Annotated in this window: 16 protein-coding genes; 11 read left to right on the top strand and 5 right to left on the bottom strand. The window is 67.9% G+C overall.

What is annotated here, in order from left to right:
• The first annotated feature begins 74 nt into the window (after positions 1-74).
• The 5 genes from IB273_RS21555 (at position 75) to IB273_RS21535 (ending at position 3,751) form a co-directional block, all read left to right on the top strand.
• On the top strand, positions 75-497 hold the full coding sequence (locus IB273_RS21555; RefSeq protein WP_192224979.1) for a translation initiation factor 2 (IF-2, GTPase): 423 nt from the start codon (positions 75-77) through the stop codon (positions 495-497).
• A 13-nt stretch (positions 498-510) separates the two neighbouring features.
• Positions 511-1,188, top strand: a complete 678-nt coding sequence (locus IB273_RS21550; protein ID WP_045210141.1) for a response regulator transcription factor — start codon at positions 511-513, stop codon at positions 1,186-1,188.
• 170 nt (positions 1,189-1,358) lie between these two features.
• Positions 1,359-1,814 (top strand): Spy/CpxP family protein refolding chaperone, encoded by a 456-nt coding sequence (locus IB273_RS21545; protein ID WP_192224978.1) that lies wholly within the window; start codon positions 1,359-1,361, stop codon positions 1,812-1,814.
• Between the two features lie 93 nt (positions 1,815-1,907).
• Entirely contained in the window at positions 1,908-3,245 is a 1,338-nt protein-coding gene (locus IB273_RS21540) for a sensor histidine kinase (RefSeq protein WP_192224977.1), read from the top strand.
• Positions 3,246-3,271: 26 nt separating this feature from the next.
• Positions 3,272-3,751, top strand: coding sequence for a hypothetical protein (locus tag IB273_RS21535; RefSeq protein WP_192224976.1), 480 nt, complete (start codon positions 3,272-3,274; stop codon positions 3,749-3,751).
• Here IB273_RS21535 and IB273_RS21530 read toward each other — a convergent pair.
• The gene (locus IB273_RS21530) at positions 3,732-4,292 is read right to left on the bottom strand and encodes a nitroreductase family protein (RefSeq protein ID WP_081518017.1); all 561 of its coding nucleotides are present in this window, start codon (positions 4,290-4,292) and stop codon (positions 3,732-3,734) included. The genes IB273_RS21535 and IB273_RS21530 overlap by 20 nt on opposite strands.
• 179 nt (positions 4,293-4,471) lie before the next feature.
• Here IB273_RS21530 and IB273_RS21525 point away from each other — a divergent pair, with 179 nt between their 5' ends.
• Positions 4,472-5,926 carry a TrkH family potassium uptake protein gene (locus IB273_RS21525; protein WP_081518016.1) on the top strand — a complete coding sequence of 485 codons (1,455 nt, stop codon included), beginning with the start codon at positions 4,472-4,474 and terminating at the stop codon, positions 5,924-5,926.
• Between the two features lie 168 nt (positions 5,927-6,094).
• On the opposite strand, the gene IB273_RS21520 is transcribed toward IB273_RS21525, so the two are convergent.
• Positions 6,095-7,093 (bottom strand): AraC family transcriptional regulator, encoded by a 999-nt coding sequence (locus IB273_RS21520; RefSeq protein ID WP_192210160.1) that lies wholly within the window; start codon positions 7,091-7,093, stop codon positions 6,095-6,097.
• A 148-nt stretch (positions 7,094-7,241) separates the two neighbouring features.
• Here IB273_RS21520 and IB273_RS21515 point away from each other — a divergent pair, with 148 nt between their 5' ends.
• Positions 7,242-7,559, top strand: a complete 318-nt coding sequence (locus tag IB273_RS21515) for an Mpo1-like protein (protein WP_081518014.1) — start codon at positions 7,242-7,244, stop codon at positions 7,557-7,559.
• Positions 7,560-7,571: 12 nt separating this feature from the next.
• On the opposite strand, the gene IB273_RS31650 is transcribed toward IB273_RS21515, so the two are convergent.
• The gene (locus IB273_RS31650) at positions 7,572-9,092 is read right to left on the bottom strand and encodes a glycosyltransferase family 39 protein (protein ID WP_192224975.1); all 1,521 of its coding nucleotides are present in this window, start codon (positions 9,090-9,092) and stop codon (positions 7,572-7,574) included.
• A gap of 57 nt (positions 9,093-9,149) precedes the next feature.
• The gene (locus IB273_RS21505; protein ID WP_192224974.1) at positions 9,150-13,466 is read right to left on the bottom strand and encodes a DEAD/DEAH box helicase; all 4,317 of its coding nucleotides are present in this window, start codon (positions 13,464-13,466) and stop codon (positions 9,150-9,152) included.
• Between the two features lie 111 nt (positions 13,467-13,577).
• Between IB273_RS21505 and IB273_RS21500 the strand changes: the two genes are divergently transcribed.
• Positions 13,578-13,946: a hypothetical protein gene (locus IB273_RS21500; RefSeq protein ID WP_192224973.1), complete on the top strand. Its 369-nt coding sequence runs from the start codon at positions 13,578-13,580 to the stop codon at positions 13,944-13,946.
• 238 nt (positions 13,947-14,184) lie between these two features.
• On the opposite strand, the gene IB273_RS21495 is transcribed toward IB273_RS21500, so the two are convergent.
• Positions 14,185-15,747, bottom strand: coding sequence for a sigma-54-dependent transcriptional regulator (locus IB273_RS21495; RefSeq protein WP_081518010.1), 1,563 nt, complete (start codon positions 15,745-15,747; stop codon positions 14,185-14,187).
• Between the two features lie 260 nt (positions 15,748-16,007).
• Between IB273_RS21495 and phhA the strand changes: the two genes are divergently transcribed.
• The 3 genes from phhA to IB273_RS21480 all read left to right on the top strand — a co-directional run bounded on the left by phhA (position 16,008) and on the right by IB273_RS21480 (position 18,451).
• Entirely contained in the window at positions 16,008-16,796 is a 789-nt protein-coding gene (gene phhA, locus IB273_RS21490) for a phenylalanine 4-monooxygenase (RefSeq protein WP_081518009.1), read from the top strand.
• A 105-nt stretch (positions 16,797-16,901) separates the two neighbouring features.
• Positions 16,902-17,258: a 4a-hydroxytetrahydrobiopterin dehydratase gene (locus IB273_RS21485; RefSeq protein ID WP_081518008.1), complete on the top strand. Its 357-nt coding sequence runs from the start codon at positions 16,902-16,904 to the stop codon at positions 17,256-17,258.
• Positions 17,255-18,451, top strand: coding sequence for an amino acid aminotransferase (locus IB273_RS21480; RefSeq protein ID WP_192224972.1), 1,197 nt, complete (start codon positions 17,255-17,257; stop codon positions 18,449-18,451). Before IB273_RS21485 ends, IB273_RS21480 begins: the two co-directional genes overlap by 4 nt.
• The last annotated feature ends 75 nt before the right edge of the window (positions 18,452-18,526 follow it).

Below are 18,526 nucleotides of genomic sequence, written 5' to 3'. Positions count from 1 at the left end.
CGCCACGGGGCATCGCAGCCGGACTGCGCCGGGATGGCCATGGACGGCGGCACATCATCGAACAAGGAGTCCCGATGCGCCGTTTGCCCCTGCTCGCCTGCCTCGCCCTGCCGCTGCCCGCCCTCGCCGAAGAGCCCGTCACGGAGCAACCGGCGCAAGGCGCTGTCCAAGCAACAGCTCAACCGCCGGCCGCCAAATCTGAACTGGAGCAGCGCCTGGCCGACAGTGAACGGCAGCGCGCCGAACTGGCCGCGCAACTGGCCGCGCAACCGGCACAGCAGGATAACAGCCAGGATGAAGCCCGCATCGCCCGCCTCACCCAGGAAAACCAGCGCCTGAAGCTGCAACTGCGCGAGGCCCAGGCCAACCAGCCGCCGCGCCTGCTCAGCGAGCAGCAGACCTGGTACGTGGCCGGTGCCGGCACCGCCCTGCTGGCGTTCATCCTGGGCATGCTGAGCCGTGGCCGCCGCCGCTCGCGCCGCGAATGGATCAACTGAAAGAAGCCTCTTCATGAGTGAACTGCTGCTGATCGACGACGACGTCGAACTCTGCGAACTGCTGACCACCTGGCTGACCCAGGAAGGTTTCAGCATCCGCGCCGCCCACGATGGCGCGCAGGCCCGCGCCGCGCTGGGCAGCCGTGCGCCGGACGCGGTCGTGCTCGATGTCATGCTGCCCGACGGCAGCGGCCTGGAACTGCTCAAGTCGCTGCGCAGCGACCATCCGGACCTGCCGGTGCTGATGCTCTCCGCCCGCGGCGAGCCGCTGGACCGCATCCTCGGCCTGGAGCTGGGCGCCGACGACTACCTGGCCAAGCCCTGCGACCCCCGCGAGCTGACCGCCCGCCTGCGCGCCGTACTGCGCCGCAGCCACCCGGCACAACCCGCCGCGCAACTGGAACTGGGCGACCTGGCGCTGAACCTGTCGCGCGGCGTGGCCACCATCGGTGCCGAAGAAATCAGCCTGACCCTCTCCGAGAGCCGCATCCTCGAAGCCCTGCTGCGCCAGCCGGGCGAACCACTGGACAAGCAGGCGCTGGCGCAGCTCGCGCTGGGCCGCAAGCTGACCCTGTACGACCGCAGCCTGGACATGCACGTCAGCAACCTGCGCAAGAAGCTCGGCAGCCACCCCGACGGCCGCCCGCGCATCCTCGCCCTGCGCGGGCGCGGCTACTTCTACGCAGCCTGAAATCTCGCCCTGCGGAGGGCCCGGGCCGCTCTGGCCCGGGCTTCGTAAAGTTTCCAGCCGGGCTTCACGTAATCTTTACCGAAGCTTTACGTGGGACTGACCGCCCTTGACCTTGCCGACCCTAGACTGGGCTCATCCGGTAACGACCGGCCCCTGAAAGGAGAAACACCATGCGCAAGACCCTGACCGCCCTGCTGATCGCTGCCGCCCTGCCGACCGTCGCGCTGGCGGCCACTCCCGCGCCGACCGACGCTCCGCCGCCGGCCCCGTTCATGAAGGACCACGGCCCGGGCATGCACCGCGGCGAACACGGCGGTGCGTTCCACGAACTGAACCTGACCCAGGACCAGCGCCAGCAAGTCGGCAAGCTGATGGGCGACTCGATGAAGGATCGCCGCGCAATCACCGAGAAGTACTGGAACAAGCTGCCCGAGGCCGACCGCAAGGCCATGCAGGAAGAACTGAAGGCCAACCGTGACAAGGCCGACGCCGGCATCCGCGGCATCCTCACGCCCGAGCAGCAGAAGAAGTTCGACGAGATGAAGAAGCAGCGCGAACAGCGCAAGGCCGAATGGGCTGAATTCCAGACCTGGAAGGCCCAGAAGGACGGCGCCAAGACCAACTGATTCGCTCCAGCAAACGCAGGCGCCGGGTTCTACCCGGCGCCTTGCCGTGGAGCCCCCGACAACGGATAGACCATGCGGCTGAACAGGAAGACCATGCGTTCACTCTTCTGGCGGATCCTCGCCGCCTTCTGGCTCGCCCTGCTGCTGGTGGCCGGACTGTCGATCCTGCTGGGCCGCGCCCTGAACCAGGACACCTGGGTGATCGCCCGCTATCCCGGCCTGCATGACATCGCCAAGCAATGGACCCTGCTTTACGAGACGCAAGGCCCGGATGCCGCGCAGGAACTGCTGGAAAGCCGCCGCAAGCAATACGAACTCTCGGTGCAGGTGCTCGACGAGACTGGCCAGCGCCTGGTCAACGGTACCTACCTGCCGCGCCCGCCACGCCCGCGCGACAACAACTTCGACCGGGAAAACCTGCCGCGCTTCCCCTGGCGCCAGTTGAGCCAGGAATACACCAGCAGCCGTACCGACCAGACCTACCTGTTCATCTACCGCATTCCGCACCCGACACTGCAGGCCTGGCACCGCAGCAGCCTGCTCTGGCCGCTGAGTGCGCTGGGCATCGCGCTGGTTGTGCTGACCGTGTTCAGCCTGCTGCTGACGCTGTCCATCACCCGCCCGCTGAACCGCCTGCGCCGCGCTGTGCATGACCTCGGCCAGACCAGTTATCAGCAGGACAGCCTCGCCCGCCTCTCCCGCCGTGGCGACGAACTGGGGGTGCTGGCCCGTGACTTCAACCGCATGGGCGCCCGCCTGCAAGGGCTGATCGGCAGCCAACGCCAGCTCCTGCGCGATGTGTCCCACGAGCTGCGTTCACCGCTGGCGCGCCTGCGTATTGCCCTGGCCCTGGCCGAACGCGCCGAGCCCGACCAGCGCGCCGCCATGTGGCCGCGCCTGGAACAGGAATGCGACCGCCTGGAAGCGCTGATCAGCGAAATCCTCGCCCTCGCCCGCCTCGACGCCGAGCCCGGCCCGACCAGCCGCATCGACCTGCTGCCGCTGTTCGAGCGCCTGCGCAACGACGCGCAACTGCTTTACCCGCAGCAGAACATCCAGCTCGACGTTGCCCCGCAACTGGCCCTCGACGGCTGGCCGGACATGCTCGAGCGCGCCCTCGACAACCTGCTGCGCAACGGCCTGCGCTTCAACCCGACGGAGCAGCCGCTGGAAGTGCAGGCGCGGATCGATGACGAACGCCTGCACATCAGCATCCGTGACCACGGCCCCGGCGCCAGTGAGGAACACCTGGCGCAACTGGGCGAACCCTTCTTCCGCGCGCCCAACCAGAGCAGCCCCGGCCATGGCCTGGGTCTGGCCATCGCCCGCCGCGCCATCGAGCGCCACCACGGGCGGCTGCGCCTGAGCAACCATCCCGAGGGCGGTTTCCTGGCCAGCATCGACCTGCCGCTGCACCGTCAGATCGCCTGAACCGAGCGCATTATCGGAGAGCAACCATGAGCCTTCCCGCCTTCGCTGTCCCGACTCCCGCCCTGGAAAGGCCGCTGCCGCCGGCAGCCCTGCTGAGCCACGAGCCCTACGACGATCCGCAATACCTGGTGCTGGCGGTGGAACTGGCGCGCCTCGCCACGCAATGGCGCGCACGCTGGCCCGGCTTGCGCCTGAGCCTGCCGCAGAGCGGCACCTGGCCGCTGGAAAGCTGGCCGGATGCGCTGGGCGAAGCCCTGGATGCCTTGCTGGAAGGGGCGCTGGCGCGCCATCCACATGCTGCGCTGGAGCTGTCGCTCAGCTCAGCCCACGGTGAATTGCGTCTGGATCTGCAAGGCTACGACCCGCAGGCGCGAGCCTGGCTGCCGGAAGCCCTGCCCCCGGCGCGACGCCTGGCCGCCTGGCAGGGCGGGCACCTGCTCTGGCGCGCCCGCGGCGCTGGCTGGAAGGTGCGCCTGGAACTGCCGCTCAGCCCCGCCAGGCGCTGACGAACTCAGCCGGGTCCAGCGGTGCCGGCCGGCGCAGCTCGCCGATAGGCGTGCCGAGGTAGATGAAACCGACGATACGTTCGTTCTCGGCCAGCCCCAGGCCCTCGCGCACCAGCGGATCGAACGCCATGGCGCCAGTGCGCCACATCGCTCCCAATCCTTCGACGTAGGCCGCCTGGATGATGCCGTGGGCGGCGCAACCCGCCGCCAGCCACTGCTCGATCTCCGGCACCTTGGGGTGATCCTGCAGACGGGCCACGGCGACCACCAGCAGCGGCGCGCGCAGCGGCATGGCGCGAGCCTTGTCCAGCGCCTCGGGCTTGCCATCCGGCTCATTGGCCGCCACGGCACGGGCGAACAGCTCACCCAGCTCCTTGCGCGCCTCGCCTTCCACGGTGAGGAAGCGCCACGGGCGCAATTGCCCGTGATCCGGGGCGCGCAAGGCGCTGCGGAACAGGCGGTCCAGCTGCTCGGCAGACGGTGCCGGCTCGCTCAGGCGGGCATGGGACACACGGTTGAGCAACGCGTCGAGAGCCTCCATGGGCTGCCTCCAGTCAATCTCGAAAGCCGCCATTGTAGACGCAAAGGGTTCGCATTTGTCCGGGAAAGACGGCGCACTCCTTCTCCGCCCAACTTGTAAAGGGGAACGGTGTCACGCGGTTTACTCTCGGCAGGCGGCAGGTAAAATGGCCGATTCCTCCTGGATTCAGACCTCAGCGCATGGCCCTGCCGACACTACGCACCCTCGGATTCATCATCGGCATCTTCGTGATCACGCTGGCGGTCGCCATGCTGGTCCCCATGGCCACGCTGCTGTATTACGGCCGTGCCAACGAGCTGCACCCGTTCATCTGGTCGGCGATCATCACCTTCACCTGCGGGCTGGGCATGGTCATTCCCGGCCGCCCGGAGCAGGTACACATGCGCCCGCGGGACATGTACATGCTCACCGTGTCGAGCTGGGTGATCGTCTGCTTCTTCTCCTCCCTGCCGTTCATGTTCGCGCGGCACATCAGCTTCACCGACGCGATCTTCGAGAGCATGTCGGGCATCACTGCCACCGGGTCGACCGTGCTGTCGGGGCTGGACAAGATGTCCCCGGGCATCCTCATCTGGCGCTCGCTGCTGCACTGGCTGGGCGGCATCGGCTTCATCGCGATGGCGGTGGCGATCCTGCCGATGCTGCGCATCGGTGGCATGCGCCTGTTCCAGACCGAATCCTCGGACCGCTCCGACAAGGTCATGCCGCGCTCGCACATGGTGGCCAAGTACATAGTCGGGGTCTACGTGGCCATCACCATCGCCGGCACCCTGGCCTTCTGGTGGGCCGGCATGGGCCTGTTCGACTCGCTCAACCACGCGATGTCGGCGATCTCCACCGGCGGTTTCTCCACCTCCGACCAGTCCCTGGCCAAGTGGCACCAGCCGGCGGTGCACTGGGTCGCGGTGGCGGTGATGATCCTGGGCAGCATCCCCTTCGTGCTCTACGTCGCCACCCTGCGCGGCAACCGCAAGGCGTTGATCCGCGACCACCAGGTGCACGGTTTCCTCGGTCTGCTGGTATTCACCTGGCTGGTGATGGGCACCTGGTATTCGGTGAACTCGGGCCTGCCCTGGTTCGACGCCTTCCGCATCGTCGCGGTGAACGTGACCTCGGTGATGACCACCACCGGCTTCGCCCTGGGCGACTACGGTCTGTGGGGGCACTTCTCGATCATGCTGTTCTTCTACCTGGGCTTCATCGGCGGCTGCTCCGGCTCCACCGCCGGCGGCATCAAGATCTTCCGCTTCCAGGTGGCCTACACCCTGCTGCGCGCCAGCCTGTACCAGCTGATCCACCCGCGCGCGGTGATCAAGCAGAGCTACAACGGCCACCGCCTGGACGAAGAGATCGTGCGTTCGATCCTGACCTTCTCGTTCTTCTTCGGCGCCACCGTCGGCGGTCTGGCGCTGGGCCTGTCGTTCCTCGGCCTGGACTGGATGACCTCGCTCACCGGCGCGGCCAGCACGGTAGCCGGCGTCGGTCCGGGCATGGGCCCGATCATCGGCCCGTCGGGCAACTTCGCCTCACTGCCGGACGCGGCCAAGTGGCTGCTCTGCGGCGGCATGCTGCTCGGGCGCCTGGAGATCATCACCGTGCTGGTGCTGTTCACCCCGGCGTTCTGGCGCCACTGATCGCTCCAACAGCCGCTTAATGGGCCGAATGAACAGGCCGTAGGATGGCGTGGAGCGCAGCGATACCCATCGAATCCGCGCACCGACAGCATGGGTATCGCTGCGCTCCACCCATCCTACAAATCGATATACCGGGAACGCCGGCACACGGCGCTTCTACACAACGACTCACAAGTCCTCGCGGTACTCCCCCGGCGTCTTGCCGAACCAGCGACGGAAGGCGCGGAAGAAGTTGCTCGGCTCCGAGAACCCCAGCAGGTAGGCGATCTCCAGCAGCGTCATGCGCGGCGTGGCGAGGTACTGCTGGGCCAGTTCGCGGCGGGTGTCGTCGAGCAGTTGCTGGTAGCTGGTGCCCTCTTCCTGCAGGCGGCGCTGCAGGGTGCGCTCGGACAGGTTCAGCGCCTGGGCCACGCTTTCGCGCTTGGGCTCGCCCTGGGGTAGCAGGCGGCACAGCACCTGGCGGGTCTGGTGACTGAAGCGGCTGCTGACGAAGCGCGCCAGGTACTCCCCGGCGAAACGGTCATGCAGGCGCGCCAGCTCCTCGTTGGCAGTGGGCAGCGGCGCGCTCATGTCCTCGTGGGAGAACAGCATCGCGCAGTCGGCATGGCCAAAGCTCAGCGGCGCCTGGAACAGCTCGCGGTAGGGTTCAATGTCCGGCGGTGCCTCGCCCGCCAGGCGCACCTCCAGCGGCTTGATCGCCCGCCCGGTGATCCAGCGCAGCATGGCGATCAGGCTGGCCAGCGAGCACTCCGCACTCTGGCGCGGCACCGGCAGACGATCACCGTGGACCACGATGCGATACAGGCAGCCCTCGGGCAGGCGGCGGAAGGTCAGGTCGGCGCCCTCGGCGATGATCCGCTGGTAGCGCTCCAGGCGCTCGAAGCCCTCGCCCAGGTTGCGGCTGGACATCAGCGCATAACCCACCACGGGGAACGCCGGCGTGTGCACGCGGGCAATGTTCAGGCCGATGGCCGGGTTGCCGGACAGCTCCACGGCGCGGTTCCACAGGCGGCTCATGGCGTCCTGCGGGAAGCGCGCATCGGGGTCGTCGAGGGCGGCGAAGTCCAGCTGCAGTTCAGTGAACAGCGCGCGGCAGTCGAGGCCTTCCAGCTCCAGCGACTGGACGATCCCCCGCACCCAGCTCGACAGGGTTGTACGCTCAGGCATGCAATTTCTTCTGGTTATGGTGGTGATCCGCGCCGAACGGCCGGAGAAGCCGGCGGCACAGGGGGATACTAAACTGGCCCCCTATGTCATCCGCAAGTCTGAAGGCACCGGCCTACACTGGCGCCATCACAACAACAGGAGGTGCGCCATGAGCACCCAGACCGCCGATCGATTCCAGAGCTTCGCCGAGTTCTACCCGTACTACCTGCAGGAACACAGCAACGCCGTGTGCCGTCGCCTGCACTACGTGGGCAGCCTGCTGGTGCTGTCGATCCTCGCCTACGCCCTCGTCAGCGGGCACTGGCTGTGGTTGCTGGCCATGCCGCTGGCCGGTTACGGCTTCGCCTGGGTCGGCCACTTCGTGTTCGAGAAGAACCGCCCCGCCACCTTCAAGTACCCGCTGTGGTCGCTGATGGGCGACTGGGTGATGCTCAAGGACGCCTTCACCGGGCGCATCCGTTTCTGAGCCATTGAGCGGTCAGCGCGCGGCGTTACGCAGCGACGCGCGCTCGAACAGCAGCGCCTGCACTTCCCCGCCGGCATGCTGGGCGATGCGCCGCCAGTTGGCCGGCACGTCGGGAATCTCCTGGTCGTTGTAGCGACTCATCACCAGCCAGACACGGCCATCGCCTGGCGGCAGGTCGGCCAGGCGGTCGACGAAGCTGTGCTGGCGATCATCGATCAGCGAGCCGAAACCGTAGAGCCCCGGCCGCCCGGACGAACCTTCCGCAGCCGGCGCGGTGTACAGCAGCGGTTCGCTGCCGGTGCGGTTGTAGTAACGGAACGCCAGGTACCAGAGGATATCGTCCACCACCACCCGGTCGCCGGCGTGGTAGTGGGCATTGACGTAGGCGACCATGCCGTCGAACTGCTCGTCCGGGTCCGTCTCGTAGGCCCGCGCCAGCCCCAGGCCCTGCAGGCCGAGCAGAGTCGCCAGGGTCACCACTCCCAGTGCCCGCCGCGCCTCCAGCAGGCGGTCCAGCGCCAGCGCGAACAGCAGCGGCAGCCCCAGCGCGAAGGCCGTCAGGTAGCGCTCGACAAACACCGGCGAAACGAAGGACACGCCATACAGCCCCAGCAGCGGCAGACCGACGTAGAGCGAGAGCAACACGCCGGCGCGCTGGTGGCTGCGATCATGATGCAGCACCAGCAACATCGCCCCCACCACCAGCAACGGCACGCCCACCAGCAGGGGCCACGCCAGCTCGTTGCCATCGGACTGCGCGAGCCATTGCCAGAGCATCGACGGGACGGAACGGCCATCCACCGGCGGCGCCCAGCCCACGTCTCCGCCAGCGACCAGCACCGCCATGTGGCGAACCAGGTCCAGCAGGCCGGGCAACCAGGGCAGGAACAGCATGGCGATGGCCAGGTTGGCCAGCCACCAGTCGCGGCGACGCAGGGGAGCGTTCGGCAGCGACGCCAGCCAGGCCCAATGCACCAGCAGGCCGAACAGGCTGAAGTAATGGGTGTAGAACGCCGCCGCCATCAGCAGGACGTAAGCCAGCAGATGGCGCCGTTTGCCCTCCTCCAGCCAGTAGAGCAAGGCCAGTGTCGCCGCCAGCAGCCAGCAGCCGAGCAACGAATACATGCGCACTTCCTGGCTGTAGCGCACCGCCGTGGGCAGCAGCGCCAGCAACACGACAGCGAGCAAGGCCGCGCGGCGACTGGCGAGGCGCCACGCCAGCCAGCCGCCAAGGAACACCGCGAGCGTGCCGAACACCGCACTGAACAGGCGCAGCGACAGCACGCCCTCGCCCAGCAGTCCGGTCCACAGGTGCAGCAGATAGAAGTACAGCGGCGGATGCACGTCGTGGGCAGCGTGCTGCCAGAGTTGCAAAGGCGAATAGCGGGCGAGGAACAGGCTAGAGCTTTCGTCGCCCCAGATAGCCGAGCCGGTCAGCTCATACAGGCGCAGGCACAGCGCGAGGGTCAGCAACGGCAGGAACCACCACTGGCGCAACAGCTCAGGCAGGCTCGGGGACTCGCGGGAAGACATCACGGCCTCGCAGGGACAAACTTCCGTGCCGCTGAGTGTACGTCAGGCGCGCCCGGCTTACCGGCGGATCAGCAGCTCCCGCGCGCGGGCCTGGTCGTCTGGCGGCAGCTCCGCGAGCAGCTCCACCTCGCCGGCGATCAGCGCGCCCACCGGCACGCCATCGCGATAGAGCACGCGGTTGCCGCTCACGGCCGGCACCTTGCGCCCCGGCAGCAGGGTGCCAGCCAGGTTCAGCGGGTCGACCGCCGACACCACCACCCATTCGCCGCTCGCTTCACGGCGGCGCACTTCGCGCAGCAGGCCGACCGCTTCGGGCAGGGCGAACTGCTCGCCGGTCAGCCCGGCGACGAAGCGCCCGCCACGGATTTCTCCGCGCGCTTCCAGGCGGTGGTAGACCCGCAGCAGGTCGCGCCACGGCGGCAGCCAGTCGGCTTCGCGGTCGAGCAGGCGCCAACAGACCACGCCGTAGCGGCGCAGCAGGGTCATGGCGACATGCTCGAGCACCTCCGCCGGCAACCGCGTTCCTGGTTCCAGCGTGGCGCGGCGCAGCAGCGCCCAGCGCCCGGCATCGGCCATGCCGAACAGTGGCGTACGCGAACGACGCTGCGGGTGCCGCCGAGCCGCCGGCATCAGCAGGGCGCGCAGGCCGGCTAAGCTGTCGGCATTCACCCGCCCGGCCGCCACCAGTTCACCCAGCACGGTTTCCAGCTCGGTGCGCAGCAGGTGACTGTCGCTGGCCAGCTCCTCGAAGAAGGACGCGCCGTGCTCCTTGAGTACCTCCAGCACCTTGCTGGCCTTGGCGGACAGCTCGGCCTCCGTCTGCCCCGCGCTCAACGCGCTCCACTGCGCCATCTGCGCGCGGGGCAGCAGCACGATGGGCGTGCTCTTCAGCGGGCCGCCGCGCCCCTTCGCAGCGGCTCGGCCGGGCAGACGCGCCCAGACGATGCGACCGGCGCGGCACAGGTCGTCCAGCCAGTTGATGCCGTAGTCGGCCACGCGGCTGGGCAGGAGGTCGCTTTCCCAGGCGCTGGCAGCGGCCTGGAAGCCTTCCAGCTGGCTGAGTACGCCGGCCAGGGATTCAGCACCGCGCACCCTCGATCCAGCGGACACTCGCTGCCAGTCGAACAGGAAGCGCATGAAATCCGCCCGCGCCACCGGTTCGATCTCCCGGCGCAGGCGCTTGACCGTGTAACGGTGGATGCGCGCCAGCAGGTGGCGCTCGCACCATTCCTCCTCGCTCACGCCCGGCGTGAAGCGACCGCGCAGCACGTAGCCCTCGCGCTCCAGGCTGGCCAAGGCGAAGCCGGTATCGCCGGAGGAAATGCCCAGGTCATCCGCCAGCTCGCGCAGCAGGCGCGGGCCGAAGCAGGTCAGGCGCGCCCGCACCAGTTCGACCTGCGCTTCGTCCACCGCACAGGGCTCGCACAGCGCCGCAGGCAGATCGAGCGAAGGCTTCATCGCGACCTGCGGATGCAGCGCAAGCCACTGGCTGAGCCGTTCCGCCGCCACCCAGACTGCGCCCGCGAGCAGCTCCAGGCGCGTCGCCCTCCCCGCTTTGGCCAGTGACTTGAGCAGGAAAGGCCAGCCCTCATTGGCCTGCGCCTCGCTGTCGCGGATGCCACCCAGACCGGTCAATGCCTCGTGCATCTCGTCGGCGTCGCGGGCTTCGGGCCAGGCCTCGGCGCGTACCGCGTCGATGGCATCGGCATCCAGCGCACCGAGGTCGTCGGCGCTTTCCGGGTCGGTCCAGCGGCGGCTCTGCACGGCCTGGGTGCGGCGCTCTTCCAGCGGTGCGTCATCGAGGAAGGAATAAGGGCTGGCGGACAGCACCTCCGCCGCCAGCGGCGATGGTGCTGGCAGGTCACGCGCCAGCAGGGTCACCGCTCCGCGTTCCATGCGCCGCAGCAGGTCCAGCCAGCCTTCACAGTCCATCGCCTCGTGCAGGCAGTCGTCGAGGGTCTGAGCCACCAGCGGATGATCGGGGATCTCGCGCTCGCCGACGATGTTCTCCAGGCACGCGACCTGGTCGGGGAACACCGAGGCCAGCAGGTCCTCGCTGCGCATGCGCTGCAACTGCGGGGCGACTTTCCGCCCGCCGCTGTAGCGCGGCAAGGCCAGCGCGGTGGTGGCGTTCCAGCGCCAGCGCACACCGAACAGCGGTGCATCGAGCAGCGCCTGGATCAGCACATGTTCGCCGCTGTTGGAGTGCAGGTAGCGCCACACCTCGTCCAGCGGGAAGCTGTGACTGGTGGACAGCGAGAGGATGATCGCGTCTTCCGTGGCCGCAGCCTGCAGCTCGAAGTTGAAGGTGCGGCAGAAGCGCTTGCGCAAGGCCAGGCCCCAGGCGCGGTTGATACGGCTGCCGTAAGGCGAATGGATGACCAGTTGCATGCCGCCGGATTCATCGAAGAAGCGTTCGAGGATCAGCGTCTTCTGCGTCGGCAACGCGCCGAGGGCGTGGCGTGCGCGGGCCAGGTACTCCACCAGCTGCCGCGCCGCAGCGTCGTTCAGGCCGAGCAGCCCCTGCAGCCAGTCGATGGCCCGTGCCAGCGGTTCAGGGTCGTTCTCGCCCTGGGCGAGCAACTCGTCCAGCTGCCCGCGCAGGCGAGCGACACTGGTGGACAGCTCATCGGTGCGCCCTGGCGCCTCGCCGAGCCAGAAGGGGATGTTCGGCGGCTGGCCCTGGGCGTCTTCGACGCGCACGCGGCCCGGCTCCACGCGCAGGATGCGGTAGGAGATATTGCCCAGCTGGAACACATCGCCGGCCAGGCTCTCCACCGCGAAGTCCTCGTTCACCGTACCCACGCTGAGGCCCTGCGGCTCCAGCAGCACGGCGTAGTCGCCGGTGTCGGGAATGGTGCCACCGGAGGTCACGGCGGTGAGCTTGGCTCCGCGCCGGCCACGCAGGCGCTGGTGCACGGCATCACGGTGCAGGTAAGCGCCGCGCTGGCCGTTGCGGCTGGTGTAGCCCTCGGCGAGGGTACGCAGCATGGCGTCGAAGTGCTCGCGGCTGAGGTCGGCGTAAGGTTGTGCGGCAGTGAACAGTTCGAACAGCGCGTCCTCGCGCCATTCCTGGCAGGCCACTTCGGCGACTATCTGCTGGGCCAACACGTCCAGCGGAGCGTGGGGAATGCTCAGGGCATCCAGCTCGTTCTGCCGCACGCTGTCGAGCAACGCCACGCATTCGATCAGGTCATCCCGCGAAGTGGGGAACAGCCGCCCCTTGGGCGTGCCGCCAACGCTGTGGCCGGAGCGGCCGACCCGCTGCAGAAAGGCGGCGATGGAACGCGGCGAGCCGATCTGGCAGACCAGCTCGACGTCGCCGATATCGATGCCCAGCTCCAGCGACGCGGTGGCCACCAGCACCTTCAGTTGCCCGGCCTTGAGCCGCCGTTCGGCGCCCAGGCGAAGTTCCTTGGACAGGCTGCCGTGGTGCGCCGCGACCCAGCCGGCGCCGATGCGCTCGGCGAGGTGCCGGGTGATGCGCTCGGACAGCCGCCGGGTGTTGACGAACACCAGCGTGGTGCGGTGCTCGCTGGCCAGCTCGGCGAGGCGGTCGTAGACCTTGTCCCAGACATCGTGGGACATCACCGCCTCCAGCGGCGCTGCGGGCACTTCCAGGTTCAGGTCGCGCTCGCGGCTGTAGCCGATGTCGACGATGCGGCAGGTCTGGTGGCGCCCGACCAGGAAGCCCGCCACTGCCTCGATGGGCTTCTGCGTGGCGGACAGGCCAATGCGCACCAACGGCGCTTCGCACAAAGCCTGCAAACGCTCCAGTGACAGCGCCAGATGGCTGCCACGCTTGCTCGCGGCCAGCGCGTGGATTTCATCGACTATCACGCTGCGCGCGCCGGCGAGCATGGCGCGGCCGGAATCCGAGCCGAGCAGCACGTAGAGCGATTCGGGTGTGGTGACGAGGATGTGCGGCACCTGCCGGCGCATGGCCTCGCGCTCGCTGGAAGTGGTGTCGCCGGTGCGCACCGCCGTGCGGATATCCACCTCCGGCAGGCCCATTTCCAGCAGCGCCGAGCGGATGCCGGCCAGGGGCTCCTCGAGGTTGATGCGGATGTCGTTGGACAGCGCCTTGAGCGGCGAAACGTAGACCACCGAGGTGCGATCCGGCAGCGTACCGCCGTTCGCCAGCCCCTCGCGGACCAGTGCATCGATGGCCGAGAGAAAGGCCGTGAGCGTCTTCCCCGAACCGGTGGGCGCCGCCACCAGGGTCGATTCGCCTGCCTGGATTGCCGGCCACGCCTCGACCTGCGCCTGCGTCGGTGCCGCGAAGTGCGCACGGAACCAGCCGGCCACCACCGGGTGGAAGGCGGACAGCACATCGGCGCGCCTGGCGCGGGAGGAAGTTCGAGGAGCAGTCATGCAGACCAATATGGTGGTGCGCGAAGCCCGTCACAAGGACCACTGATCGCGCCTCGCAGCAGGTCGCGCCAGCCGTTACTCTTCACGCATCCACCCGGCGGAAGCACACCGATGAGCGAGCGTGATCGCGACTATTACTGGGAGCAGGTCAGGCAGCGGAACAAGCAGAAGCCGCCCGAAGACCCGAAACGCAACTGGCGGCTGCTGGTGAGGCCGCTGCTGTGGTTCCTCATCCCGCTGCTGCTCCTCGCCGCCGGTACTGCCCTGTGGCGCAACCCCACCAGCCATGCCTGGCTTCAGGAGCGCTGGGTGGTGCTGCAAAGCCGCCTGGGTATTTCCCCTGCCGGCCCACAGGCGACTCCAGCGGCCTCTCCCTACAGCGATAGCCCGCGCAGGCTGTCCGACTGCATCAAGCCGGGCAACGTGATCGACGACGAGGTGCGGGCCTGCGTGAAGGGGTATCGGCCGAAGACCTGGTGATTGGCTGGCGCCGGCCCTGCCGACGGATCGCGGGCATGGCCCGCTCCTGCAACGCGCGCTCCCCCGTTTACGTAGGGCGGATAACCCGGAACGGGTTATCCGCCGATGCCCCAGCGGCGGATGACGCTGGCGCGTTGTGCGCCCTACGAACTGCTCGGGAAGGAACGGGCCTTGTCCGCGAAATCCTGCACACCGGAACGTCCCCCACCCGCGACCGCGAGCAGGTCCCACGCCCTCATCAGGATTCGTCGTTCTGCCCCAGCCCATGCATTCGCAGCTTGTTGGCGATGGTGGTGTGCGACACCCCCAGCCGCTTGCCCAGCTGCCGGCTGCTCGGGTGCTCGCGGTAGAGCCGCTCCAGCACCGCCCGTTCGAACCGGCCGACGATGGCGTCGAGCCCGCCTTCCAGGGAGAAATCCCCCAGTGGGTGCGGCGCGCCGTAGTCCGGCAGGCGGATGTGCTCGGGGCGGATGGTGCCGCCTTCGCACAACGAAACCGCCTGGAACAGCGCGTTCTCCAGCTGCCGCACGTTGCCGGGCCAGTGGTAGCGACCGAGGCGATCCAGTGCCTGCGGCGACAGCCTGGGCAGCGAGCAGCCGATCTGCCGGCTGGCCTGGTCGAGGAAGTGCTCCACCAGCGGCTCCAGGCCGTCCAGGCATTCGCGCAGCGGCGGGATGTGCAGCGACAGCACGTTGAGGCGGTGGTAGAGGTCCTGGCGGAATTCGCCCTTGGTACACAGTTCGGACAAGTCGACCTGGGTCGCGCAGATTACCCGCACGTCCAGGTACACCTCCTCGTCGCTGCCGACGCGGCGGAAGCAGCCGTCCTGCAGGAAGCGCAGCAGTTTGGCCTGCAGGCGCGGGCTCATTTCGCCGACGCCGTCGAGGAACAGCGTGCCGCCGGCGGTCAGCTCCAGCAGGCCGAGCTTGCCTTCCGGGCGGGCGCCCTCGAAGGCACCGGGGCCGTAGCCGAACAGTTCGGTCTCGGCCATGGATTCGGGCAGGCCGGCGCAGTTCAGCGCCATGAACGGCGACTGTCCGCGCGGGCTGGCGAGGTGGCAGGCGCGGGCCAGCAGCTCCTTGCCGGTGCCGGTCTCGCCTTCGATCAGCAGTGGCGCGTCCAGCGGCGCCATGCGCCGCGCTTCGCGCACCACGGCGGCCATCACCCGCGAGCTCTGGAAGATGCTGTCGAAGCCGCGCAGCTCCAGGCGACGCACGTTGTAGATGCGCTCGCCGACGCGGTCGGCGCGGTGCAAGGTGAGCACAGCGCCAGCCAGTGCTTCGCTTTCGTCGTGCTCGGTCTGCAGCGGCGCGATGTCGGCGAGGAACACGTCGCCCTTCACTTTCACCCGCAGGCCGTTGATGCGCGCCTTGTTGGCCCGCACCAACTCGGGCAGGTCGAGGTCCTCGACGTAGCGCGACAGCGGGATGCCCGGCACTTCGTCGACGCGCACACCCAGCAGCTGAGCAGCGGCGCGGTTGCCCGCGACGATCTGCCCGGCCATGTCGATGGACAGCACCGGGAACTCCAGCGCCGCCAGCAGCGCGTTCAGCTCCAGGTGACGGCGTTCGCTGGGCATCAGGCCGACGCGCTTGACGCCGAACACGCCGGGCACCGCTTCAAGCTTGGGCTTGAGCGACTGGAACTGCAGGTTGATGAGGTTCGGGCAGAGCAGGTAGATGGCGTTGCCCTGCTCGCCACCGACTTCGCCGCGGTTGACGTTGATGCCGTAGTCGACCAGCAGGTTGAGGATGTCGCGCAGGATGCCGACGCGGTTCTGGCAGTGCACTTTGATGCGCATGGCGGGCCCGTGGTTGTCGTTGTGGTGGGCGCTCCGGCACGGGTATTCGCAAGGCGGCCGGAAATTACCGTCAAGAATATGTGACAGATCACCGCACCTTCAAGCCATGGCCGGATGCTGGCGCCGACGATCGTAATGTTTTCTTTACGGATTGACGGACCACCGACCTGCCAGGGTAGCGCCAAGGGGGCTGTTCGCCGGCACGCATCGCGCTATTTGTGAGTCATCACAAGAACAGGCAGCTCGACGCCGGAGGCTCCATGAAGACAACGCAGTACGTGGCCCGCCAACCTGACGAAGACGGTTTCATCCACTACCCGGAAACCGAACATCAGGTCTGGAATACCCTGATCACCCGCCAGCTGAAAGTGATCGAGGGCCGCGCTTGTCAGGAATACCTGGACGGCATCGAGCAGCTCGGCCTGCCCCATGAGCGCATCCCGCAGCTGGGCGAGGTCAACCAGGTGCTCCAGGCCGCCACCGGCTGGCGCGTGGCGCGGGTGCCGGCGCTGATCCCGTTCCAGACCTTCTTCGAGCTGCTGGCCAGCCAGCAATTCCCCGTTGCCACCTTCATCCGCACCCCGGAAGAGCTGGACTACCTGCAGGAGCCGGACATCTTCCACGAGATCTTCGGCCACTGCCCGCTGCTCACCAATCCCTGGTTCGCCGAATTCACCCACACCTACGGCAAGCTCGGCCTCGCCGCCAGCAAGGAAGAGCGCGTGTACCTCGCCCGCCTCTACTGGATGACCATCGAGTTCGGCCTGCTGGATACCTCGCAGGGCTTGCGCATCTACGGCGGCGGCATCCTCTCGTCGCCCAGGGAGACGGTCTACAGCCTCTCCGGCGAGCCCGAGCACCAAGCCTTCAGCCCGCTGGAATGCATGCGTACGCCGTACCGCATCGACATTCTGCAGCCCCTGTATTTCGTGCTCCCCGAACTCAAGCGGCTGTTCGAGCTGGCCCATGAGGACATCATGGCGCTGGTGCGCGAAGCCATGCGCCTGGGCCTGCACGCGCCGAAGTTTCCGCCGAAACAGGCCGCCTGATCCGCTGCAATCGATCCCATCTGTGCCTAGGATGAGACGTGCTCGCGAGCCTAAGATGGTTCGCGAGCGCACTCCTATGCCACCCCACGACAAGGAGAACCTTTCATGACCGCACTCACCCAAGCCCATTGCGAAGCCTGCCGCGCCGACGCCCCGAAGGTGTCCGACGAAGAACTGGCGGTGCTGATCAAGCAGATTCCGGACTGGAACATCGAGGTCCGTGACGATCACATGGAACTGGAGCGGGTCTTCCTGTTCAAGAACTTCAGGCACGCCCTGGCCTTCACCAACGCCGTAGGCGCCATCGCCGAGGAAGAAGGCCACCACCCCGACCTGCTGACCCAGTGGGGCAAGGTCACCGTCACCTGGTGGAGCCACGAGCTGAAGGGCCTGCACCGCAACGACTTCATCATGGCCGCGCGCACCGACGAGCTGGCCGCGACAGCAGAGGGACGCAAATGAACCATTTCGCCAAGGTCACCCGCGTACCGGGCGACCCGATCCTGGGCCTGCTCGAAGCCTACCGGGCGGACCCCAATCCCGCGCGGCTCGACCTTGGCGTGGGCGTCTACAAGGACGCCCAGGGCCTCACCCCGATCCCCCGCGCGGTGAAGCTCGCCGAACAGCGCCTGGTGGATAGCGAAACCACCAAGAGCTACGTCGGCAGCCACGGTGATGCCCTGTTCGCCGCGCGCCTGTGCGAGCTGGTGTTGGGCGTCACCTCGCCGCTACTGGCCGACTCCCGCGCCGACGCCACCCAGACACCCGGCGGCACCGGTGCCCTGCGTCTGGCGGCGGAGTTCATCGCGCACTGCCTGCCGGGCAAGAGCATCTGGCTGAGCGACCCGACCTGGCCGATCCATGAGACCCTGTTCGCCGCCGCTGGCGTGCCGATCAAGCACTACCCCTACGTTGGCGCAGACAACCGCCTCGACGCCGAAGCCATGTTCGCCATGCTGGAGAAAATCCCCCAGGGCGACGTGGTGCTGCTGCACGCCTGCTGCCACAACCCCACTGGTTTCGACCTGGATCACGGGCAATGGCAGCGCGTACTGGAGATCGTCCGTCGCCGCGAACTGCTGCCGCTGCTGGACTTCGCCTACCAGGGCCTGGGCGACGGCCTGGAAGAGGACGCCTACTCCGTGCGCCTGCTTGCCCAGAGCCTGCCGGAAGTGCTGATCACCAGTTCCTGCTCGAAGAACTTCGGCCTCTACCGCGACCGCGTCGGCGCGCTGATCGTCTGCGCCGAGAACGCCGACAAGCTCACCGACATCCGCAGCCAGCTGGCGCTGTTCGCCCGCAACCTGTGGTCCACCCCGCCGGCCCATGGCGCGGAAGTGGTCGCCACCATTCTCGGCGACCCGGAACTGAAGAACCTCTGGCTGGACGAACTGGACGGCATGCGCGGGCGCATCGCCGAGCTGCGTGTCGGCCTGGTGGAAGCCTTGCGCCCCCACGGGCTGGCGGATCGTTTCGCACACATCGCCATCCAGCGCGGCATGTTCTCCTACACCGGCCTGCAGGCCGACCAGGTGCGCATCCTGCGCGAGGAGCACAGCATTTACCTGGTGAGCAGCGGCCGCGCGAACATCGCCGGGCTCGACGGCGAGCGCCTCGACCACCTGGCGGCGGCCATCGCCCTCGTCTGCCGCTGACGACGAATTCTTCCCCCTCGACCGGCCTTTGCGCCGGTCTTTTTTTGCCCGGACGCCGGAATCACCGTGTAGGAG

It is taken from the genome of Pseudomonas sp. PDM19 (genome assembly GCF_014852215.1).
Taxonomy (GTDB): domain Bacteria; phylum Pseudomonadota; class Gammaproteobacteria; order Pseudomonadales; family Pseudomonadaceae; genus Pseudomonas.
This window is presented reverse-complemented; position numbering and strand designations above follow the sequence as displayed.